At 50.7% G+C, this 19,099-nt stretch carries 13 protein-coding genes; 11 read left to right on the forward strand and 2 right to left on the reverse strand.

Annotated features, from left to right (window positions below; genetic code table 11):
* The first annotated feature begins 471 nt into the window (after positions 1-471).
* The 5 genes from J1C60_RS04060 to J1C60_RS04080 all read left to right on the forward strand — a co-directional run bounded on the left by J1C60_RS04060 (position 472) and on the right by J1C60_RS04080 (position 6,177).
* The gene (locus J1C60_RS04060) at positions 472-1,818 is read left to right on the forward strand and encodes an MFS transporter (RefSeq protein WP_128178287.1); all 1,347 of its coding nucleotides are present in this window, start codon (positions 472-474) and stop codon (positions 1,816-1,818) included.
* A 67-nt stretch (positions 1,819-1,885) separates the two neighbouring features.
* Positions 1,886-3,226 carry a glucarate dehydratase gene (gene gudD, locus J1C60_RS04065; RefSeq protein WP_128178289.1) on the forward strand — a complete coding sequence of 447 codons (1,341 nt, stop codon included), beginning with the start codon at positions 1,886-1,888 and terminating at the stop codon, positions 3,224-3,226.
* Positions 3,227-3,264: 38 nt separating this feature from the next.
* Complete coding sequence (gene garL / locus J1C60_RS04070; protein WP_128178290.1) at positions 3,265-4,035, forward strand: 2-dehydro-3-deoxyglucarate aldolase; 771 nt, start codon at positions 3,265-3,267, stop codon at positions 4,033-4,035.
* A gap of 17 nt (positions 4,036-4,052) precedes the next feature.
* Positions 4,053-4,943, forward strand: a complete 891-nt coding sequence (garR, locus tag J1C60_RS04075; protein WP_128178292.1) for a 2-hydroxy-3-oxopropionate reductase — start codon at positions 4,053-4,055, stop codon at positions 4,941-4,943.
* A gap of 88 nt (positions 4,944-5,031) precedes the next feature.
* Complete coding sequence (locus tag J1C60_RS04080) at positions 5,032-6,177, forward strand: glycerate kinase (RefSeq protein ID WP_128178294.1); 1,146 nt, start codon at positions 5,032-5,034, stop codon at positions 6,175-6,177.
* 166 nt (positions 6,178-6,343) lie between these two features.
* Here J1C60_RS04080 and barA read toward each other — a convergent pair whose 3' ends face one another.
* Positions 6,344-9,070: a two-component sensor histidine kinase BarA gene (gene barA / locus J1C60_RS04085; protein ID WP_128178295.1), complete on the reverse strand. Its 2,727-nt coding sequence runs from the start codon at positions 9,068-9,070 to the stop codon at positions 6,344-6,346.
* A gap of 135 nt (positions 9,071-9,205) precedes the next feature.
* Between barA and rlmD the strand changes: the two genes are divergently transcribed.
* The 5 genes from rlmD (at position 9,206) to eno (ending at position 17,000) form a co-directional block, all read left to right on the forward strand.
* A complete protein-coding gene (gene rlmD / locus J1C60_RS04090; protein ID WP_128178296.1) occupies positions 9,206-10,522 on the forward strand; it encodes a 23S rRNA (uracil(1939)-C(5))-methyltransferase RlmD in 1,317 nt (438 codons plus the stop codon).
* A 32-nt stretch (positions 10,523-10,554) separates the two neighbouring features.
* The gene (gene relA, locus J1C60_RS04095; protein WP_128178298.1) at positions 10,555-12,789 is read left to right on the forward strand and encodes a GTP diphosphokinase; all 2,235 of its coding nucleotides are present in this window, start codon (positions 10,555-10,557) and stop codon (positions 12,787-12,789) included.
* A gap of 141 nt (positions 12,790-12,930) precedes the next feature.
* Positions 12,931-13,713, forward strand: a complete 783-nt coding sequence (gene mazG, locus J1C60_RS04100) for a nucleoside triphosphate pyrophosphohydrolase (RefSeq protein ID WP_128178300.1) — start codon at positions 12,931-12,933, stop codon at positions 13,711-13,713.
* Positions 13,714-13,991: 278 nt separating this feature from the next.
* Positions 13,992-15,629 (forward strand): glutamine hydrolyzing CTP synthase, encoded by a 1,638-nt coding sequence (gene pyrG / locus J1C60_RS04105; protein ID WP_128178302.1) that lies wholly within the window; start codon positions 13,992-13,994, stop codon positions 15,627-15,629.
* 75 nt (positions 15,630-15,704) lie between these two features.
* On the forward strand, positions 15,705-17,000 hold the full coding sequence (eno, locus tag J1C60_RS04110) for a phosphopyruvate hydratase (protein ID WP_128178304.1): 1,296 nt from the start codon (positions 15,705-15,707) through the stop codon (positions 16,998-17,000).
* A 119-nt stretch (positions 17,001-17,119) separates the two neighbouring features.
* Here eno and J1C60_RS04115 read toward each other — a convergent pair whose 3' ends face one another.
* The gene (locus J1C60_RS04115; protein ID WP_128178306.1) at positions 17,120-17,995 is read right to left on the reverse strand and encodes an MBL fold metallo-hydrolase; all 876 of its coding nucleotides are present in this window, start codon (positions 17,993-17,995) and stop codon (positions 17,120-17,122) included.
* A gap of 105 nt (positions 17,996-18,100) precedes the next feature.
* Here J1C60_RS04115 and J1C60_RS04120 point away from each other — a divergent pair, with 105 nt between their 5' ends.
* Positions 18,101-19,015 carry a LysR family transcriptional regulator gene (locus J1C60_RS04120; RefSeq protein ID WP_128178308.1) on the forward strand — a complete coding sequence of 305 codons (915 nt, stop codon included), beginning with the start codon at positions 18,101-18,103 and terminating at the stop codon, positions 19,013-19,015.
* Positions 19,016-19,099 lie beyond the last annotated feature (84 nt).

The raw sequence follows: 19,099 nt of genomic DNA on the forward strand, positions 1-19,099 counted from the left end.
TTTAATGATCATCATCGCTCGATACGTATTTGCGTAATAAAAGTATAAATCGATATTTTTTGTCAGACATTATGCAAGTGTCCGATCATGGCTGCCGATTATTCAATCCTTTCTGGCAAAATGACAACAGCAAGTGAGATTGCTCACAAATAGAATCCTCCACAGGAACATTTCCTTTCATCTGGCCTAAAAAATACAGTTCCGTGAGCTGCGCCGCAGAAGGTTGTGCATTTGCATAAAAATATAAGGGTAATTAACTAAAATATAGTGCATAAATCTAGTGTGTCCCACTGACATGATTTCTATACTCAATCTCGTGTTGAATACTTAGTTATTTTTATCGCCGCGAAATTAACGTATTTGCCAATAAATAAAATCGCCGTATTTACATCAACATCATTCTGATACCCACCAAGATGTGTATGCAGTTCAGAGTGAAAGTAGCTTGTTGCTATATTTCAGGAGTGCATCATGAATACAGTAAGCCAAACAGTGGGTGCGATAGAAAAAAGAACTCACGCCCGCTATTGGATTGTGGTGATGTTATTTATCGTCACCTCTTTTAACTACGGGGATCGTGCCACTTTATCGATCGCTGGTTCTTCAATGGCCAAAGAGATTGGATTAGATCCTGTGGGTATGGGTTATATCTTCTCCGCCTTTTCCTGGGCGTATGTCATTGGGCAAATTCCCGGAGGCTGGTTATTAGATCGCTTCGGTTCGAAGCGCGTCTACTTCTGGAGCATCTTTATCTGGTCGCTTTTCACGCTGTTACAGGGATTTGTCGATATCTTTAACGGGGCCGGCATCATTGCCGCATTATTTGCACTGCGCTTTCTCGTTGGCCTGGCTGAGTCTCCCTCATTTCCGGGTAACAGCCGTATCGTTGCAGCCTGGTTTCCAGCCCAGGAGCGCGGAACCGCTGTCGCTATCTTTAACTCTGCACAATATTTTGCCACTGTAATTTTCGCTCCGATCATGGGCTGGTTGACGTCACAGGTAGGATGGGCGCATGTGTTCTGGTTTATGGGCGGGCTTGGCATCATTTTAAGTTTCATTTGGCTGAAAGTCATCCACGATCCCGTCGACCATCCGGGGGTGAATAAAGCCGAGCTGGAATACATGGAACAGGGCGGTGCACTGATTAACATGGATCAGAAGAAAGAGGATCGTAAAGTTAGCTGGCGGGAAAAGTTAAACCAAATCAAACAGCTGCTTACATCACGTATGATGATCGGTGTTTATCTTGGTCAATACTGTATCAATGCGCTGACCTACTTCTTTATTACCTGGTTCCCGGTCTACCTGGTACAGGCGCGCGGCATGTCAATTCTGAAAGCAGGGTTTGTTGCTTCTGTTCCTGCGGTCTGTGGATTTCTCGGTGGCGTGCTGGGCGGCGTGATTTCCGACTGGCTGATGCGTAGAACGGGGTCTCTCAATATTGCGCGTAAAACACCTATCGTACTAGGCATGCTGCTCTCCATCACCATGGTGGTATGTAACTACGTTGAGACGGAATGGGTCGTTGTGTTCTTTATGGCTGTCGCTTTCTTCGGTAAGGGGATTGGTGCGCTTGGCTGGGCCGTCATGGCTGATACCGCGCCCAAAGAGATCGGCGGCCTGAGCGGCGGGTTGTTCAATATGTTCGGTAATGCGTCAGGGATCATCACGCCGATCGCCATTGGCTACATCATCGCGACAACCGGATCTTATAACGGCGCACTGATCTACGTGGGGATTCATGCACTCGTTGCGGTACTGAGCTATGTCGTGCTGGTGGGCGATATTAAACGTATCGAACTGAAAGCCTCAGCCTGAAAAAGGTTATTCATGCGTAGCCTGGCACCCTAACCCGAATTTATCAGAATCCATAAGGACAATGATCATGAGCCAACAGAACACAACACCGATTATTAAATCGCTACAGGTGATTCCCGTTGCCGGACTCGACAGCATGTTACTCAATCTGAGCGGTGCACATTCTCCCTTTTTCACCCGCAATATCGTCATTATTAAAGACAATGCTGGCCATACTGGCGTGGGGGAAGTTCCCGGTGGAGAGCGTATTCGTCAGACGCTTGAGGATGCTGCAGCGCTGATCGTAAAGAAAAGCGTTGGAGAATATAAAAATCTGCTGAGCCTGGTGCGGAGCACCTTCGCCGATCGCGATACAGCAGGGCGGGGAAATCAAACGTTTGATTTACGCACCACCATCCACGTTGTGACCGGAATTGAAGCGGCACTTCTCGATCTGTTAGGGCAGCACCTTGGCGTAAACGTTGCCAGTTTACTGGGAGATGGTCAGCAGCGCGATCGCGTAGAAATGCTGGGTTATCTGTTTTACGTCGGTGACTGCAACAGAACGTCCTTGCCATATCAAAGCCAACCGAATGCCTCCTGTGATTGGTATCGACTCCGTCATGAAGAGGCGCTGACGCCAGAAGCTGTGGTGCGTCTGGCGGAAGCAGCATGGGAGAAATATGGCTTTAACGATTTCAAACTGAAAGGTGGCGTGCTGGCGGGGATCGAAGAAGCTGAAGCGGTAACGGCACTGGCAAAACGCTTCCCCGAGGCGCGTATTACGCTGGACCCGAACGGTGCCTGGTCTTTGAATGAAGCAATCGATCTTGGCAAACAGCTCACCGGCGTACTGGCTTACGCCGAGGATCCCTGCGGTGCTGAGCAGGGGTATTCCGGACGGGAAGTGATGGCGGAGTTTCGCCGCGCAACCGGCATGATGACCGCTACGAATATGATCGCGACGGATTGGCGCCAGATGGGGCATACCCTTTCGCTACAGTCGGTGGATATCCCTCTGGCGGATCCTCACTTCTGGACCATGCAGGGTTCGGTCCGCGTCGCGCAGATGTGCAATGATTTCGGGCTGACATGGGGATCGCACTCAAATAATCATTTTGATATCTCACTGGCGATGTTTACTCACGTTGCAGCAGCAGCACCAGGGACGATTACCGCGATTGATACCCACTGGATCTGGCAGGAGGGCAACCAGCGCTTAACGAAACAGCCGTTGGAAATTAAGAATGGGATGGTGCAAGTGCCGGAAAAACCGGGATTAGGCGTGGAATTGGATATGGACCAACTGATGCAGGCGCATGCGCTTTATCAGCGGCATGGGTTGGGCGCACGCGACGATGCACAAGCAATGCAATTTCTGTTACCTAACTGGACCTTTGATAATAAACGCCCTTGTCTGGTGCGCTAACGCGTGCCGTCATGTGACAACTATTTACAGGAGTGACAATGAGCAATTCACACTATCCCAACCGCTTTCGGCAACGTTTGCTGAGTGGTGAAACTCTGATCGGTAGCTGGTGTGCGCTGGCTAACCCGATAACGACTGAAATACTTGGCCTGGCTGGTTTTGACTGGCTGGTGTTGGATGGCGAGCACGCACCCAATGATATCACCACTTTTATTCCGCAATTGATGGCGCTAAAGGGCAGTTCCAGCGCGGCAGTGGTGCGGCCGCCCAGTAATGAACCTGTGATTATCAAGCGTTTACTGGACATCGGTTTCTATAACTTTTTAATCCCTTTCGTTGAAACTGAAGAAGAGGCGATACGCGCCGTCGCCTCAACGCGCTATCCACCAGCCGGTATTCGCGGCGTGTCGGTTTCACATCGCAGCAATATGTACGGTACGGTGCCTGATTACAACGCCAGCGTGAATGACAATATTACGGTGATGGTGCAGATCGAAACCCAACAGGGCGTTGATAATATTGATGCTATTACAGCGGTTGAGGGAGTCGATGGCATTTTTGTCGGACCCGGCGATCTCTCTGCTGCGCTGGGATATCTTGGGCAGCCAGCACATCCTGAAGTGTTAAAGGTCATCAAATTCATTTTTGAACGCGCAACGGCAGCGGGTAAACCTTGCGGCATTCTGGCGCCAGTTGAGGTTGATGCCCGGCGCTATCTGGAGTGGGGGTTCAGCTTTGTTGCCGTGGGCAGCGACCTTGGTGCATTCCGTAATGCCACGCAGGTGCTTTGCGATCGTTTTAAAAAATAGATGAGTAGACAGGGAGAATCGTAATGAAAATAGGCTTTATCGGTCTGGGTATCATGGGTAAACCCATGAGTAAGAATCTGCTGAAGGCTGGCTATCAGCTGGTGGTACGCGATCATAATGTCGGGAATGAAGCTGAACTGCTTGAGGCCGGAGCAACCGTTGCAAAAACGGCCAGGGAAGTTGCCGAGCAGTGCGATGTAGTGATCACCATGTTACCGAATTCGCCACAGGTGAAAGAGGCTACTCTGGGAGAAAATGGCATTATCGAAGGCGCAAAAGCGGGCACGGTCGTGATTGATATGAGTTCGATTGCACCGCTTGCGAGTCGAGAAATTCATGATGCTTTGGCGCAGAAAAATATTGCGCTGCTGGATGCACCGGTTAGCGGTGGTGAACCTAAGGCCATTGAGGGTACGCTGTCAGTGATGGTTGGCGGCGATAAGGCGATATTCGATCGCTGTTACGACATCATGAAAGCCATGGCAGGTTCTGTGGTTCATACCGGCGATATTGGGGCTGGTAATGTCACCAAACTGGCAAACCAGGTGATTGTGGCGCTTAATATTGCTGCGATGTCAGAAGCGTTAACGTTGGCCACCAAAGCTGGTGTGAATCCCGAACTGGTCTGGCAGGCTATTCGCGGTGGCCTGGCGGGGAGTACGGTTCTGGATGCGAAAGCGCCGATGGTGATGGATCGCAATTTTAAGCCAGGCTTTCGTATTGATTTACATATCAAAGATTTAGCGAATGCGCTGGATACCTCCCACGGAGTGGGGGCGCAGTTACCGTTAACCGCAGCGGTTATGGAGATGATGCAGGCGTTGAAAGCGGACGGGTTGGGGAGTTCCGATCACAGTGCGCTAGCCTGCTACTATGAGAAATTAGCGAAGGTTGAAGTGTCAAGGTAAGACAGCGGATTCGGCGCAGAGTTGTGCCGAATCCGCTGTGTTTATTATCCGGCTGGTTCAGGCCAGCTCAATCGCGCTCGGAAATCCTATGAAAATAGTTATCGCCCCGGATTCATATAAAGAAAGTCTCTCTGCACTGCAGGTCGCTTCAGCGATCGAAGCGGGTTTTCGCGATATCTTTCCCGATGCAGAATACATAAAGCTTCCCGTCGCCGATGGCGGCGAAGGAACGGTAGAGGCGATGGTAGCGGCTACACAAGGAAAGATCGTTAAGGTCACAGTGACCGGCCCATTGGGCGAGCCGGTTGACGCATTTTATGGGCTCTCCGGCGATGACAGCTGTGCCTATATTGAAATGGCCGCGGCCAGCGGCCTGGAGCTGGTTCCCAGCGCGCGACGCAACCCCTTAGTGACTACCTCATTTGGAACCGGCGAACTTATTCGTAACGCACTGGATAAAGGTGTACAGCACTTTATTATTGGCATCGGCGGGAGCGCGACCAATGATGGAGGGGCCGGGATGGTTCAGGCGCTGGGCGCACATTTGCTGGATAAGAACGGTAAACAAATTGGTTTCGGTGGCGGGAAACTCTCTGAACTCGACAGGATCGATATCGCTGAGTTCGACCGACGTATTCTTCAGTGTCGGTTTGAGGTGGCTTGCGATGTCACCAATCCGTTAACCGGGGATGACGGCGCATCGGCGATTTTTGGCCCGCAGAAGGGAGCCACCCCCCAGTTGGTGGTGCAATTGGATGAGGCGCTTACGCATTACGCAAGTATTATTCGGCGTGACCTGGATATTGATGTGCTAAAGGTTCCCGGTGGCGGCGCAGCAGGTGGAATGGGGGCTGCACTTCATGCTTTTTGCCATGCCGAGTTACGTCGAGGCATTGAGATTGTTACGGATGCCTTAGGTCTGGACGCGCTGGTGCAAGACGCTACGCTGGTCATTACCGGTGAAGGGCGGATTGATAGTCAAACGATCCACGGCAAAGTACCGATTGGTGTCGCGCAGGTGGCGAAGCGCTATAACAAACCGGTTATCGGTATTGCCGGCAGTTTAACTGACGATGTTGGCGTGGTGCATCAGCACGGGCTGGATGCCGTTTTTAGCGTGCTTTATAGCATCTGCTCTCTGGAGCAGGCGCTGGATAATGCGGCGGAGAATGTGCGGATGGCCGCAAGAAATATTGCAGCCATCCTGGCTATCGGGCAGGGATTCGATCGTTAGCCCGGTGACGAGAGGTTTTAACAGGCTATTGTGCCAGATAACATTCTGGTCACGGTGATTCGAACCTTCGCACAGGCAGGCCAAGGCCCGTAATTTCGTGACTTAGCCTTTTCCTTTTCAGATACAGGCTTAGCAAGCTTTCACCGTCGGGAATGCCTGTCCAGTCTTATTGCTGCAAAATAGATTTTGCTTCCTCAGTAACCTTATCCATCTCGTCCATCAATTCCAGCAGTTCCGGTTCCACATCGGTGATGGCCGCGTCAAGCCGTAAGCTATGTTCAATTTGTTGGCAAAGTTGCTTCATGCGAGGGACACCGCTGTAACTCGCGCTGCCGTGAAGTTTGTGAATAATATCGCGTAGACCCAGCGTATTATCGTCCTCAAGGTTCTGCTCAATGTGCTCGCGTACTTCCGGCAGGAAATCAATTAACATTTGCAGCAAATCGCGGGCAAGGTCCTCTTTATTCGCTGCCTGCTGTAGGGCCAGTTGCCAGTCGAGCGACGCGGGAATATGCGGTAATTTTTGCAATTCCGGCTGGATTCCGGGTGAATAGCGTGCCAAAAGATGGCTCAATTTGACTTCATCAATCGGTTTTGCAAGGTAGTCGTTCATGCCGGCTTTAATCAGATGTTCACGTTCGCCATCAATAGCATGTGCCGTTACCGCAACGATAGGCGTATTAGCATGCTGTGGTAATTCACGAATGATTTCACTGGCGCGAATGCCGTCAATCTCAGGCATTTGGATATCCATCAGGATGATATCGAGCTTCTGCCGTCTGGCCTGTTGGATCGCTTTTTCACCGCTATCGCACATGATTATATTATCAACCTGTTCTTCCAGCAGAGCACCAATAAGCTTCAAGTTTGCCGGATTATCATCCACCGCCATTACCGTCAACGGCAAGCGTTCGCGCTCGGGCAAGTCATAGATTTGGCGCGTCTGTAGGTCCAGTATGATGGGCATTAATCGGGTCATGGTCACGGGCTTAATAATGCAGCCATCAACGCCACGCAGTTTTAACTCCTCAGCGTAAAGCTGCATCTGGCACGGTAGCGCCATAATCGTGCAGTTGGCACGTTCGAACAGGGCATTAAGGAGATCGTCAGAAATTTCATCATCCTGACGTTGAATCACGGGCAATCCCATTAGCAGTACGTCAAATTGCGCCTCGGGAAGATTGTCAATTGAGGTGCTATAGCTGACGCTCATTGGCGTGGCACTCAGCATGTCCAAAGTAGCTTGTGCCGCCGCCGGGTTAGCTTCAACGTAGGCTAATCGCTTACCTTGCAGGCATTCGAGCGCTCGCGGATCGCTGGCCGCGTTGGGATTCAGCTCAAGATTAATGTGGAACCAAAAGGTGGACCCCTGATTCAGGCGGCTGTGGAAGGAGATATCACCGCCCATTTCATTCACCAGCTTCTGAGTGATCACCAAACCTAAACCCGTACCGCCATGGCGACGGGAGATACTGGCATCGGCCTGGCGAAACGCCTGAAATAGCTGAGACTGCTGCTTTTCTGAGATACCGATGCCGGTATCATGCACCTGTACTTCAAGCTCAATACGGTTATTCCCCTGTGAGCGTCTCTCAATGCGTATATCGATATTACCGCGCTCGGTAAACTTGATGGCATTGCCCAGCAGGTTGGTGATGATTTGCTGCAGGCGTAGCGGATCGCCGATGACGTTGTCCGCCACGTCACTCTGAATATTTATCGTTAATTCCAATCCCTTTTCGTGAGCGGATTGGGCTAGCAGCACCACGGTTTCATCCAGCGTAGCACGCAGAGGAAACGGGATAGTTTCCAGCACCAATTTGCCTGCTTCCAGTTTGGAGAAGTCGAGCACATCGTTGATGATACTGAGAAGGTTATTCGCTGAACGCTCGATGGTGTGCAGGTAGTCGCTCTGTGTCACGCTGAGTGGCGTTTTTAGCGTTTGACGCGTAAAGCCAATGACACCATTCAGCGGTGTACGCAGTTCATGCGACATATTCGCGAGGAATTCTGATTTTATTCGCGCCGCCTCCTGCGCCCGTTTCTTCGCCAGATCCAGCTCAACGTTCTGGATTTCCATTTGCTCAAGGGTTTCACGCAGGTCGGAGGTTGCCTGATCGATATTTTGCTGGATCTCTTCGTGATAGGCAGTAAGCGACATCGCCATCGAATTAATACCGTTTTTCAGAACGTCAAGCTCGCCCAGCATATAGCCTTCGACACGGCTGTCCAGTTGACCGCGCCGGATGCGGTCAACGGTACTGACCATGTTGCGAATCGGGCCGGTCACATCCCGCATCAGGCGATAAGCAAACAGCATCGCGATACACAGACAGAACAGCAGCAACAGCGTTGAGATAAAAACCTCTTTGTATTGCTGCATGCGTACCGACTGCAGATCCAGCTCAATGGCCACATAACCGAGAGGATTACCGATCGGTTTGGCGTCTTGTCCCGGTGATTCGTCAGGATAATAGCTTTCAGATACGATCGGTGTGCGCAGTATCATTGAGTTACCGCGTCGCTCAAGGGAGAGGGTTGTCGGTAAGGTTGCCGTATCGGCAACGCGCAGCAAGTCCGGGCTGGGCTGGTAATTTGAGGTGACAAACAGATTGTTTTTATCGTCAAAAACAGAGATGACACGCACGATCTCAGAGTGGCGGCGATGGAGCAAACTCACCAATTGGCGCACCGATTCACGGCTGTGAAAGGTCATACCGTATTCGCTGGAAACGGCGAGTGGCTCAATAATATTCGCACCCGCATCAACCAACTGACGCTGAAGTTCGTTATAACGATGCACAACAAAAAAGGTACTGAGCAGCAGGCCGATCATCAACGTGGGCGCCAGTATTAAAATCATCATTCGCGCCCGCAGGCTGTATTTGGTCATAATATTCCATTTAAGGCAGCAATATCCGCCAGGCGATACCTGCGTGGCATATTTACACCGATGCAGGTCGAAATCATTCAGCCCCTACGGTAGGCTACGCACGTTTTTTAACGAATTCAGAGACTCTATTTCATCATGGCGCAATTCTACTCTGCAAAACGGCGCGTGACGACCCGCCAAATCATTACTGTGATGGTTGACGAGCTTGATGCTTTTGGTCAGGGCGTAGCGCGGCACAACGGTAAAGCTTTATTCATCAATGGTGCTCTGCCGGGGGAGCAGGTTAACGTTGAGATCGTTGAGGATAAGCGCCATTACTCTCGCGGAAACGCGAAGAAAATTCTACATGCCAGCACTGAACGTGTGGTTCCGCGTTGCCCGCATTTTAGTGTGTGCGGAGGATGCCAGCAGCAGCACGCTGCGTTGCCTTTGCAGCAGGAAAGTAAAGCCCGTGCGTTAGCACATTTACTGACGCGGGAAAGCGGCCTCCCGGTCCAGGTCGATGATATTCTTGGCGGGGATGCTTATGGCTATCGCCGGCGGGCGCGGCTCGGACTATATTATCAGCCCAAAACACAGACGTTGCAGATGGGGTTTCGCCGTGCGGCCTCGAACGATCTGGTTACGCTGACGCAATGCCCCATTTTGATGCCTGAACTGGATGCGCTTATTCAGCCGCTGCACCACTGCCTCAGCAGTTTACACGCGGTACGACGGTTGGGACACGTTGAGCTTGTGCAGGCAGATAATGGCCCGTTACTGGTTTTACGCCATCTGGATACATTAAGTACCGCCGATCGACAAAAGCTGGAACGTTTTTCGCATGAGCATCAGGTCGCGCTTTTCCTGGCTCCGGACAGCGAGACGGTTCAGCAGGTTACGGGTGAAATGCCTTTTTATCAGGTTAACGGGATGAACCTGATGTTCAGCCCGCGTGATTTTATTCAGGTTAATGGTGCGGTGAACCAACAAATGGTTGCCAGGGCGCTGACGTGGCTGGATTTACAATCGGACGATCGGGTGCTGGATCTCTTTTGTGGAATGGGCAACTTCACACTTCCGATCGGAAATCTCGTACAAAATGTGGTGGGTGTGGAAGGTGTTGCAGCTTTAGTCAATCAGGGTGCGTATAATGCGCGGCTGAATAATCTTAAAAACGTGACGTTTTTTCATGAGAATCTGGAAGAGGACGTCACGCGTCAGCCGTGGGCTGAACAAGGATTTACCAAAGTGTTACTGGATCCAGCTCGCGCGGGCGCGGCGGGTGTGATGCACCATATTACTAAACTCGCACCGCAACGCGTTGTCTATGTTTCCTGTAATCCGACTACACTTGCCCGTGATAGTCAGACATTGCTGACATCCGGCTACCAATTGGAAAGGGTCGCGATGCTCGATATGTTCCCGCATACCGGCCATCTCGAGTCCATGGTGCTATTTAGTAGAACTTAGCTGCCCACGGTGGGCGCTTTGCAGGAGAGGATATGGTTGCGGTAAGAAGTGCACATTTGAATACGGCTGGCGAGTTTGCCCTCGACCAATGGATCACCAGTTTGGGGATCTCTAACCCGCAGTCATGTGAACGGCTGACCGAAACCTGGCGCTATTGCGAAACGGCCACTACGGGCCATGCCGACCAGGCGATACTTCTTTGGCGCGGCATCGAAATGGTCGAAATTCTGTCAATGCTGAGTATGGATATTGACAGCCTGCGCAGCGCCTTGCTGTTCCCGCTCGCCGATGCTGGCGTGGTGACGGAAGAGACACTGGAAGAAACCTTCGGCAAAGGCATCGTTTCCCTGGTGCATGGTGTGCGAGATATGGATGCCATTCGCCAACTAAAAGCAACGCATAACGATTCGATGGCGTCAGAGCAGGTGGATAACGTTCGCCGTATGCTGCTGGCGATGGTGGAAGATTTTCGCTGCGTGGTCATCAAACTGGCCGAACGTATTGCGCATCTGCGTGAGGTCAAGGATGCGCCGGAAGATGAGCGCGTACTGGCAGCGAAAGAGTGTACTAATATCTACGCACCTTTGGCGAACCGTCTCGGTATCGGCCAACTGAAGTGGGAGCTGGAAGATTTCTGCTTCCGCTATCTGCATCCTGACGAATATAAACGTATCGCAAAATTACTGCATGAGCGGCGTATCGACCGTGAACAGTACATTGATACGTTTGTCGATAACCTGCGTACGGAGATGGCTAAAGAAGGGGTCAAGGCCGAGGTTTATGGTCGCCCCAAGCATATCTACAGCATCTGGCGCAAAATGCAGAAGAAGTCACTGGCGTTTGATGAACTGTTCGATGTACGTGCGGTGCGCATTGTGGCCGAACGGTTACAGGACTGCTATGGCGCGCTGGGGACGGTACATACGCTATATCGCCATCTGCCCAACGAATTCGATGATTATGTTGCCAATCCTAAGCCGAACGGCTATCAGTCCATTCATACCGTGGTGCTGGGGCCTCAGGGCAAAACTGTCGAAATACAGATTCGCACCCGGCAAATGCATGAGGACGCTGAACTGGGCGTAGCGGCGCACTGGAAATACAAAGAGGGCACCAGTGCAACGCAGACGCGCGGTGCATCCGGCCATGAAGAGCGGATTGCCTGGCTGCGCAAGCTGATTGCCTGGCAGGAAGAGATGGCTGATTCCGGCGAGATGCTGGATGAAGTTCGCAGCCAGGTCTTCGACGATCGGGTTTATGTGTTTACGCCGAAAGGTGATGTAGTGGATCTGCCGGCGGGCTCAACACCGCTTGATTTTGCTTATCATATTCACAGTGATATCGGTCATCGTTGTATCGGCGCCAAAATTGGTGGCCGCATTGTGCCTTTTACCTACCAACTGCAGATGGGCGATCAGATTGATATCATTACGCAAAAACAGCCTAATCCTAGCCGCGACTGGTTAAATCCAAATCTGGGTTATGTCACTACCAGCCGTGGGCGTTCGAAAATTCATGCCTGGTTCCGTAAACAGGATCGCGATAAGAATATTGTCGCAGGGCGGCAAATTCTCGATAACGAGCTGGATCATCTTGATATCAATATTAAAGATGCTGAAAAGCTGCTATTGCCGCGCTATAACGTGAACAGCCTTGATGAGCTCCTTGCTGCGATTGGCGGCGGTGATATTCGCCTGGTGCAGATGAGCAATTTCCTGCAGTCGAAACTGAATAAGCCGAGTGCCGAAGAAGAAGATCGCGAAGCGCTGCGACAACTGACGCAAAAAACGCACGCGGCTAGCAGCAAAAGCAAAGAGAGCGGCCGCGTTGTAGTCGAAGGCGTGGGCAACCTGATGCACCATATTGCGCGCTGCTGCCAGCCGATCCCCGGCGATGATATCGTTGGTTTTATTACACAAGGTCGCGGTATTTCCATTCATCGCGCTGATTGCGATCAACTGGCTGAGCTGATTTCCCACGCGCCGGAACGGATTGTTGATGCAGTGTGGGGAGAGAGCTATTCCAGCGGATATTCGCTGGTGGTGCGGGTAACCGCAAACGATCGTAGCGGTTTGCTGCGCGATATCACCACCATTCTGGCTAATGAGAAAGTCAATGTGCTCGGCGTATCCAGCAGGAGCGATACTAAAAAGCAGTTGGCTACCATCGATATGGATATCGAAATTTATAATCAGCAGGTACTGGGTCGGGTACTCGCCAGATTGAACCAACTGCCTGATATCATTGACGCCAAACGTCTTCATTGAGGTGTCAGTCGAGCTGGCGCGGTATTGTCATGATGGCTACAGACAGACCGCGTCAATATTCCCTCTGTGTATTTCCGACAACCCTGACCGAAAAACACATTTTGTTCAAATGCTTATGTCATGTCTTTAAAAGGTTAATCTATGAATGCTCTCGATCGCTTGCTTAACATCATGCAAACCCTGCGCGACCCTCAAGATGGCTGCCCGTGGGATCGGGAACAAACTTACGCCACTATTGCTCCCTATACCCTGGAAGAAACGTATGAAGTGCTTGATGCAATTAATCGTGAGGACTTCGGCGATCTGCGCGATGAATTAGGCGATCTACTATTCCAGGTGGTGTTTTACGCCCAGATGGCGAAGGAGGATGGCCGTTTTAATTTTGATGATATCTGCCATGCCATCAGCGACAAGCTTGAGAGACGTCATCCGCATATTTTTGGGGAGGCTGAGTTGCGCGACAGCACGGCGGTGTTAGCTAACTGGGAACGTACCAAGACCGCAGAGCGGGCGGCAAAAGCGCAGCATTCTGCACTGGATGATATTCCCGCATCACTGCCAGCGCTGATGAAAGCGCACAAGATCCAGAAGCGGTGTAGCGCGGTTGGTTTCGACTGGACGGCACTGGGACCAGTACTGGATAAGGTGTATGAAGAGATTGATGAGGTGATGCACGAAGCGCAGCAGGCGGTGATCGATGAGGATAAACTGGAAGAGGAGATTGGCGATCTGCTGTTTGCAACCGTTAACCTTTCCCGCCATTTGGGTAAAAAAGCAGAAACCGCTTTACAGAAAGCAAACCGAAAATTTGAGCGACGTTTCCGGCAGGTAGAAGAGATTATTGCGGCCCAGGGAATGGCAATGGGCGAGGCTTCGCTCGAGCAGATGGAAGCGGCCTGGCAACAGGTGAAGGCCGGAGAATAACCCGTGAACGGGGCTGGCAGTAGATTTCTCTCCCGGAAAATCCGTATTCCTGTACCAATAATAAATTGCCTGATTCGATTCAGCTTTTGGTAAAAAATCCCCGGTTGTTATGACTAATATCAATCTGATCTGCTAGCCGCTGGGGTATTTTACCGTCTGAAATGCGTTGGCAAGCACACAACCAGAAAGGATCAATTGTGGCGATTAGGGGATTCAAGTATACTGTTTTCCCGTCTTGGTTATTCCATCGTCTTTAAACCTAAACTCTCAGGTTCAGCATGACAACGAACTATATTTTTGTGACCGGCGGGGTCGTATCCTCTCTGGGTAAAGGCATTGCCGCAGCCTCCCTGGCAGCGATTCTTGAAGCGCGTGGTCTGAATGTGACCATCATGAAGCTGGACCCCTACATCAACGTGGATCCTGGCACCATGAGCCCAACCCAGCATGGTGAAGTCTTTGTGACCGATGACGGCGCGGAAACCGATCTGGATTTAGGCCACTACGAGCGTTTTATTCGTACGAAGATGTCGCGCCGTAATAATTTTACGACGGGGCGCATTTACTCCGAAGTTCTGCGCAAAGAGCGTCGCGGCGATTATTTGGGCGCGACCATTCAGGTTATTCCTCATATTACCAATGCCATTAAAGAGCGCATTATCGAAGGTGGCGAAGGCCACGATGTGGTGCTGGTAGAAATTGGGGGTACCGTGGGCGATATTGAGTCGCTGCCGTTCCTCGAAGCCATTCGTCAGATGGCCGTTGAAGTCGGTCGTGAGCATACGCTGTATATGCATTTGACGCTGGTGCCTTATATGGCAGCCGCAGGTGAAGTGAAAACCAAGCCAACCCAACACTCCGTAAAAGAACTACTCTCTATTGGTATTCAGCCTGACGTGCTGATCTGCCGTTCAGATCGCGCTGTCCCTGCTAATGAGCGGGCCAAGATCGCACTCTTCTGTAATGTGCCAGAGAAAGCGGTTATTTCTCTGAAAGACGTCGACTCGATTTATAAAATTCCTGGTATGTTGAAATCCCAGGGGCTTGACGATTATATTTGTAAACGATTCAGCTTGAATGCGCCGGAAGCTAACCTCTCCGAATGGGAGCAGGTGATTTATGAAGAGGCGAATCCGGGTGGCGAAATCACCATTGGTATGGTCGGTAAATATGTTGAGCTGCCGGATGCGTATAAATCTGTGATTGAAGCACTGAAACACGGTGGCTTGAAAAACCGCGTGACGGTGAATATTAAGCTGATTGACTCGCAGGATGTTGAAACCCGCGGAGTTGAACTGCTGAAAGATTTGGATGCGATTCTTATCCCTGGTGGTTTTGGCTATCGCGGGGTAGAGGGCAAGTTGATGACCGCGAAATATGCGCGCGAGAACAATGTGCCATACCTCGGTATCTGCCTCGGAATGCAGGTGGCATTGATGGAGTTTGCGCGTAATGTTGCCGGTATGGAAGGCGCTAACTCAACTGAATTTGTGCCAGACTGTAAATACCCGGTGGTGGCATTAATCACCGAGTGGCGTGACGAAGAAGGCAACGTAGAAATGCGTTCTGAGCAGAGCGATCTTGGCGGTACTATGCGTTTAGGTAGCCAACAGTGCCAGTTGACCAGTGACAGCCTGGTTCGCCAGCTGTACGGCTCAGAGACGATTGTTGAACGCCATCGTCATCGTTACGAAGTTAACAACATGCTGTTAAAGCAAATTGAAGCGGCTGGATTACGTGTGGCAGGCCGTTCAGGGGATGACCAACTGGTTGAGATCATTGAGATCCCTGACCACCCATGGTTTGTTGCGTGTCAGTTCCACCCGGAATTTACCTCAACACCTCGTGATGGACACCCGCTGTTTGCCGGTTTCGTAAAAGCGGCAAATGAGTATCAAAAGCGTCAGGCGAAGTAACGTTTTCATAACGGAGCCCGAACTTTTCGGGTTCCGCTTGTCTTAAGTTTCGTAACTTGTACTGAGGAAAATCTAATGTCCAAAATCGTTAAAGTCATCGGTCGCGAAATTATCGACTCTCGCGGTAACCCGACTGTTGAAGCAGAAGTTCATCTGGAAGGCGGCTTTGTCGGTATGGCGGCTGCACCATCAGGTGCTTCTACGGGTTCCCGTGAAGCGCTGGAACTGCGTGACGGTGACAAATCTCGTTTCCTGGGCAAAGGCGTGACTAAAGCCGTTGCAGCAGTGAATGGTCCTATCGCAGATGCGGTGACGGGCAAAGATGCGAAAGACCAGGCAAATATTGATAAAATCATGATCGACCTGGATGGTACTGAAAACAAATCCAAATTCGGTGCGAATGCTATTCTGGCCGTGTCTCTGGCAGCGGCGAAAGCAGCGGCAGCGGCAAAAGGCATGCCTCTTTATGAGCATATCGCTGAGCTGAACGGTACCCCGGGCAAATTCTCTATGCCACTGCCCATGATGAACATCATCAACGGCGGCGAGCATGCGGATAACAACGTTGATATTCAGGAATTCATGATCCAGCCTGTTGGCGCGAAAACCCTGAAAGAAGCGGTACGCATTGGTTCTGAAGTTTTCCACAACCTGGCGAAAGTGCTGAAATCTAAAGGCATGAGCACCGCAGTTGGCGACGAAGGCGGCTATGCGCCAAACCTGGGTTCCAACGCTGAAGCGCTGGCGGTTATCGCTGAAGCGGTTAAAGCGGCGGGTTATGAGCTGGGTAAAGATATTACGCTGGCGATGGACTGTGCAGCATCTGAATTCTACAAAGACGGCAAATACGTGCTGGCTGGCGAAGGCAACAAAGCGTTCACGTCAGAAGAGTTCACTCACTTCCTGGAAGACCTGACCAAACAGTACCCAATCGTCTCTATCGAAGATGGCCTTGACGAATCTGACTGGGACGGCTTTGCTTACCAGACTAAAGTACTGGGCGACAAAATCCAGCTGGTGGGCGACGACCTGTTCGTGACCAATACCAAAATCCTGAAAGAAGGTATTGAGAAAGGCATCGCGAACTCCATTCTGATCAAATTCAACCAGATCGGTTCTCTGACCGAAACCCTGGCTGCAATCAAAATGGCTAAAGATGCGGGCTACACGGCGGTGATCTCTCACCGTTCTGGCGAAACCGAAGATGCCACTATCGCTGACCTGGCGGTAGGTACTGCAGCGGGCCAGATTAAAACCGGTTCAATGAGCCGTTCTGATCGTGTTGCTAAGTACAACCAGCTGATTCGTATTGAAGAAGCGCTGGGTGCAAAAGCGCCGTTTAACGGCCTGAAAGAAGTAAAAGGTCAGTAAGCAAGCGCAATAGCCGTCCACTGTGGCTGGCGATTTGACAAGGCCCGGATTGATTCCGGGCTTTTTTATGTGCTGACCGCCAGACGGCAGAAGAGGATGGGCGTAGATAACGTAAATCTTTATGGCCAGGACATTTCACCTTTTAATACTTTTGCGCTTAACTCCAGACTTGCGGCACCCTGCAGGTTGGGGTATTTAGTTTTTATGGTATTAATCAGTGCCGCAGAGTTTGGGCTGGCAGATAAGGCTTCTTCTACACTACGGATATAATCCCGGGTGAAGTTTACGGATTTTATATCTTCATCCGCACCCGGCAGCAGGTGCCCGGGAATCACACGAACAGGCCTCAGCGCGCGGATCTGTTGTAGCGTTTCTAACCATGCACTGCGCTCTGCTTTAGTTTGTGAATCAGCCAGCCAGACATGCATATTATTACCATTGACGACAACGCCTCCCATTACGGTTTTCAGTGATGGAACCCATAGCCAGCTACGCTCGGCGTCAGGGCCTTTCAGGCCTTTTACTTCAATCCTTTTATTATCTACGGTAAAGCTACTGCCTTTAAGGGGCTCGGGGACAATAATACGCGCTGGCGCATTTTCTTTAAGCTTCGGTCCCCAATATTGCAATTTACCCTCTTTGCTTTTTTCTATTGCGGCAATAGTTTCAGGTGTGGCGAGAATCTTCGCCTGCGGAAACGCCATATGAAGCGTGTCGAGGCCAAAGTAATAGTCAGGGTCAGAATGACTGATATAGATGGTCGTCAGCGTTTTACCGGTTGCTTTAATACGCTTTACCAACTCAAGCGCATCATTACGCTGAAATTGTGCGTCAATCAGAGCAACTTCTTTTGGGCCGGAGACAATTTCCGAGCTCACCGGAAACAAGCTCGAATTGCCCGGGTTATAAACATCAATATTCAGTTTTTCAGCAGAAAATACAGGTGATGAGCTGCCAGCCAACATCATCAAGGCAAGTAACGAACCAAATTTCATTTTTATTTATCCCGATAATAAACGATATATGTATACTAATCTGGCCATATAAAAAGAAAAATATGATTATCTGCAACAGATTGTTGCTCAAAATGGACGGATAGAATGGATAGAGTCATGGCCAGCCAGGTTTTTATCACCATCGTTGAACGTAACAGCCTGTCTGCGGCAGCTGAGACGCTGGGCCTTTCCCGCGGTATGGTCACGCGCTATCTGACACAGATGGAGCAGTGGGCTGGTGCACGTTTATTGCATCGCACTACACGGCGCCTGAGCCTTACGGCAACTGGCGAGCGAACGTTGGCACGCTGTCGGGATTTGCTGGCGTTGGCGAAAGAGATTGAACAGGATCACCTATATCACAGCGAAGAGTTATCTGGCGCGCTACGCATATCATGTTCATTGTCCCTGGCATGCGGCGCGATGGCACCCGCACTTCATCTTTTTCAGCAGCAACACCCGCAAGTTTATATTGATATGCACATCAGCAACGAGCGTTCGCATCTCATCAAAGAACGGATCGATCTGGCGTTACGTATCACCAGTGAGCTGGAACCGAACCTGATTGCACGTCCACTGGGTGTGTGTGACTCTGTGCTCTGTGCATCGCCCGAGTGGCTGGCAAGTCATACATCGCCGGTGACCCCTGAAGAACTTCAGCGCTATAATTGCCTCACGTATTCCAACTTTGGTAAAAGCATCTGGTATTTCGAACATGATCAACGGACAACCGCAGTTGCCGTTAGCGGTAATCTTGGTGCTAATGACTCGGTTTTTTTATTGTCTTCAACGCTGGCAGGAGCGGGCATCTCAATGCAGCCTCTGCATTCAGTGGCACCATTATTAGCGGCAGGCGAATTGATTGAATTGTTGCCCACCTATCGCCCACAAGCGTTGGGTATCTATGGCATTTATTCTACGCGACAACAGCAATTACCTGCCCTGCGTGCCTTGATCGATTTTCTGGCCGATTGGTTTGCACACTCGTCAGATTGGCGACAGCTAACGTTAAGCGTGTAATATTGAGATTCTTATTCTTACTGCGGATATAACGCTAAGGATTTTCTGAAAAATTAAAATATCGCAAAGTGGTAATTGTCTTTT

Source organism: [Pantoea] beijingensis, assembly GCF_022647505.1.
Taxonomy (GTDB): domain Bacteria; phylum Pseudomonadota; class Gammaproteobacteria; order Enterobacterales; family Enterobacteriaceae; genus Erwinia; species Erwinia beijingensis.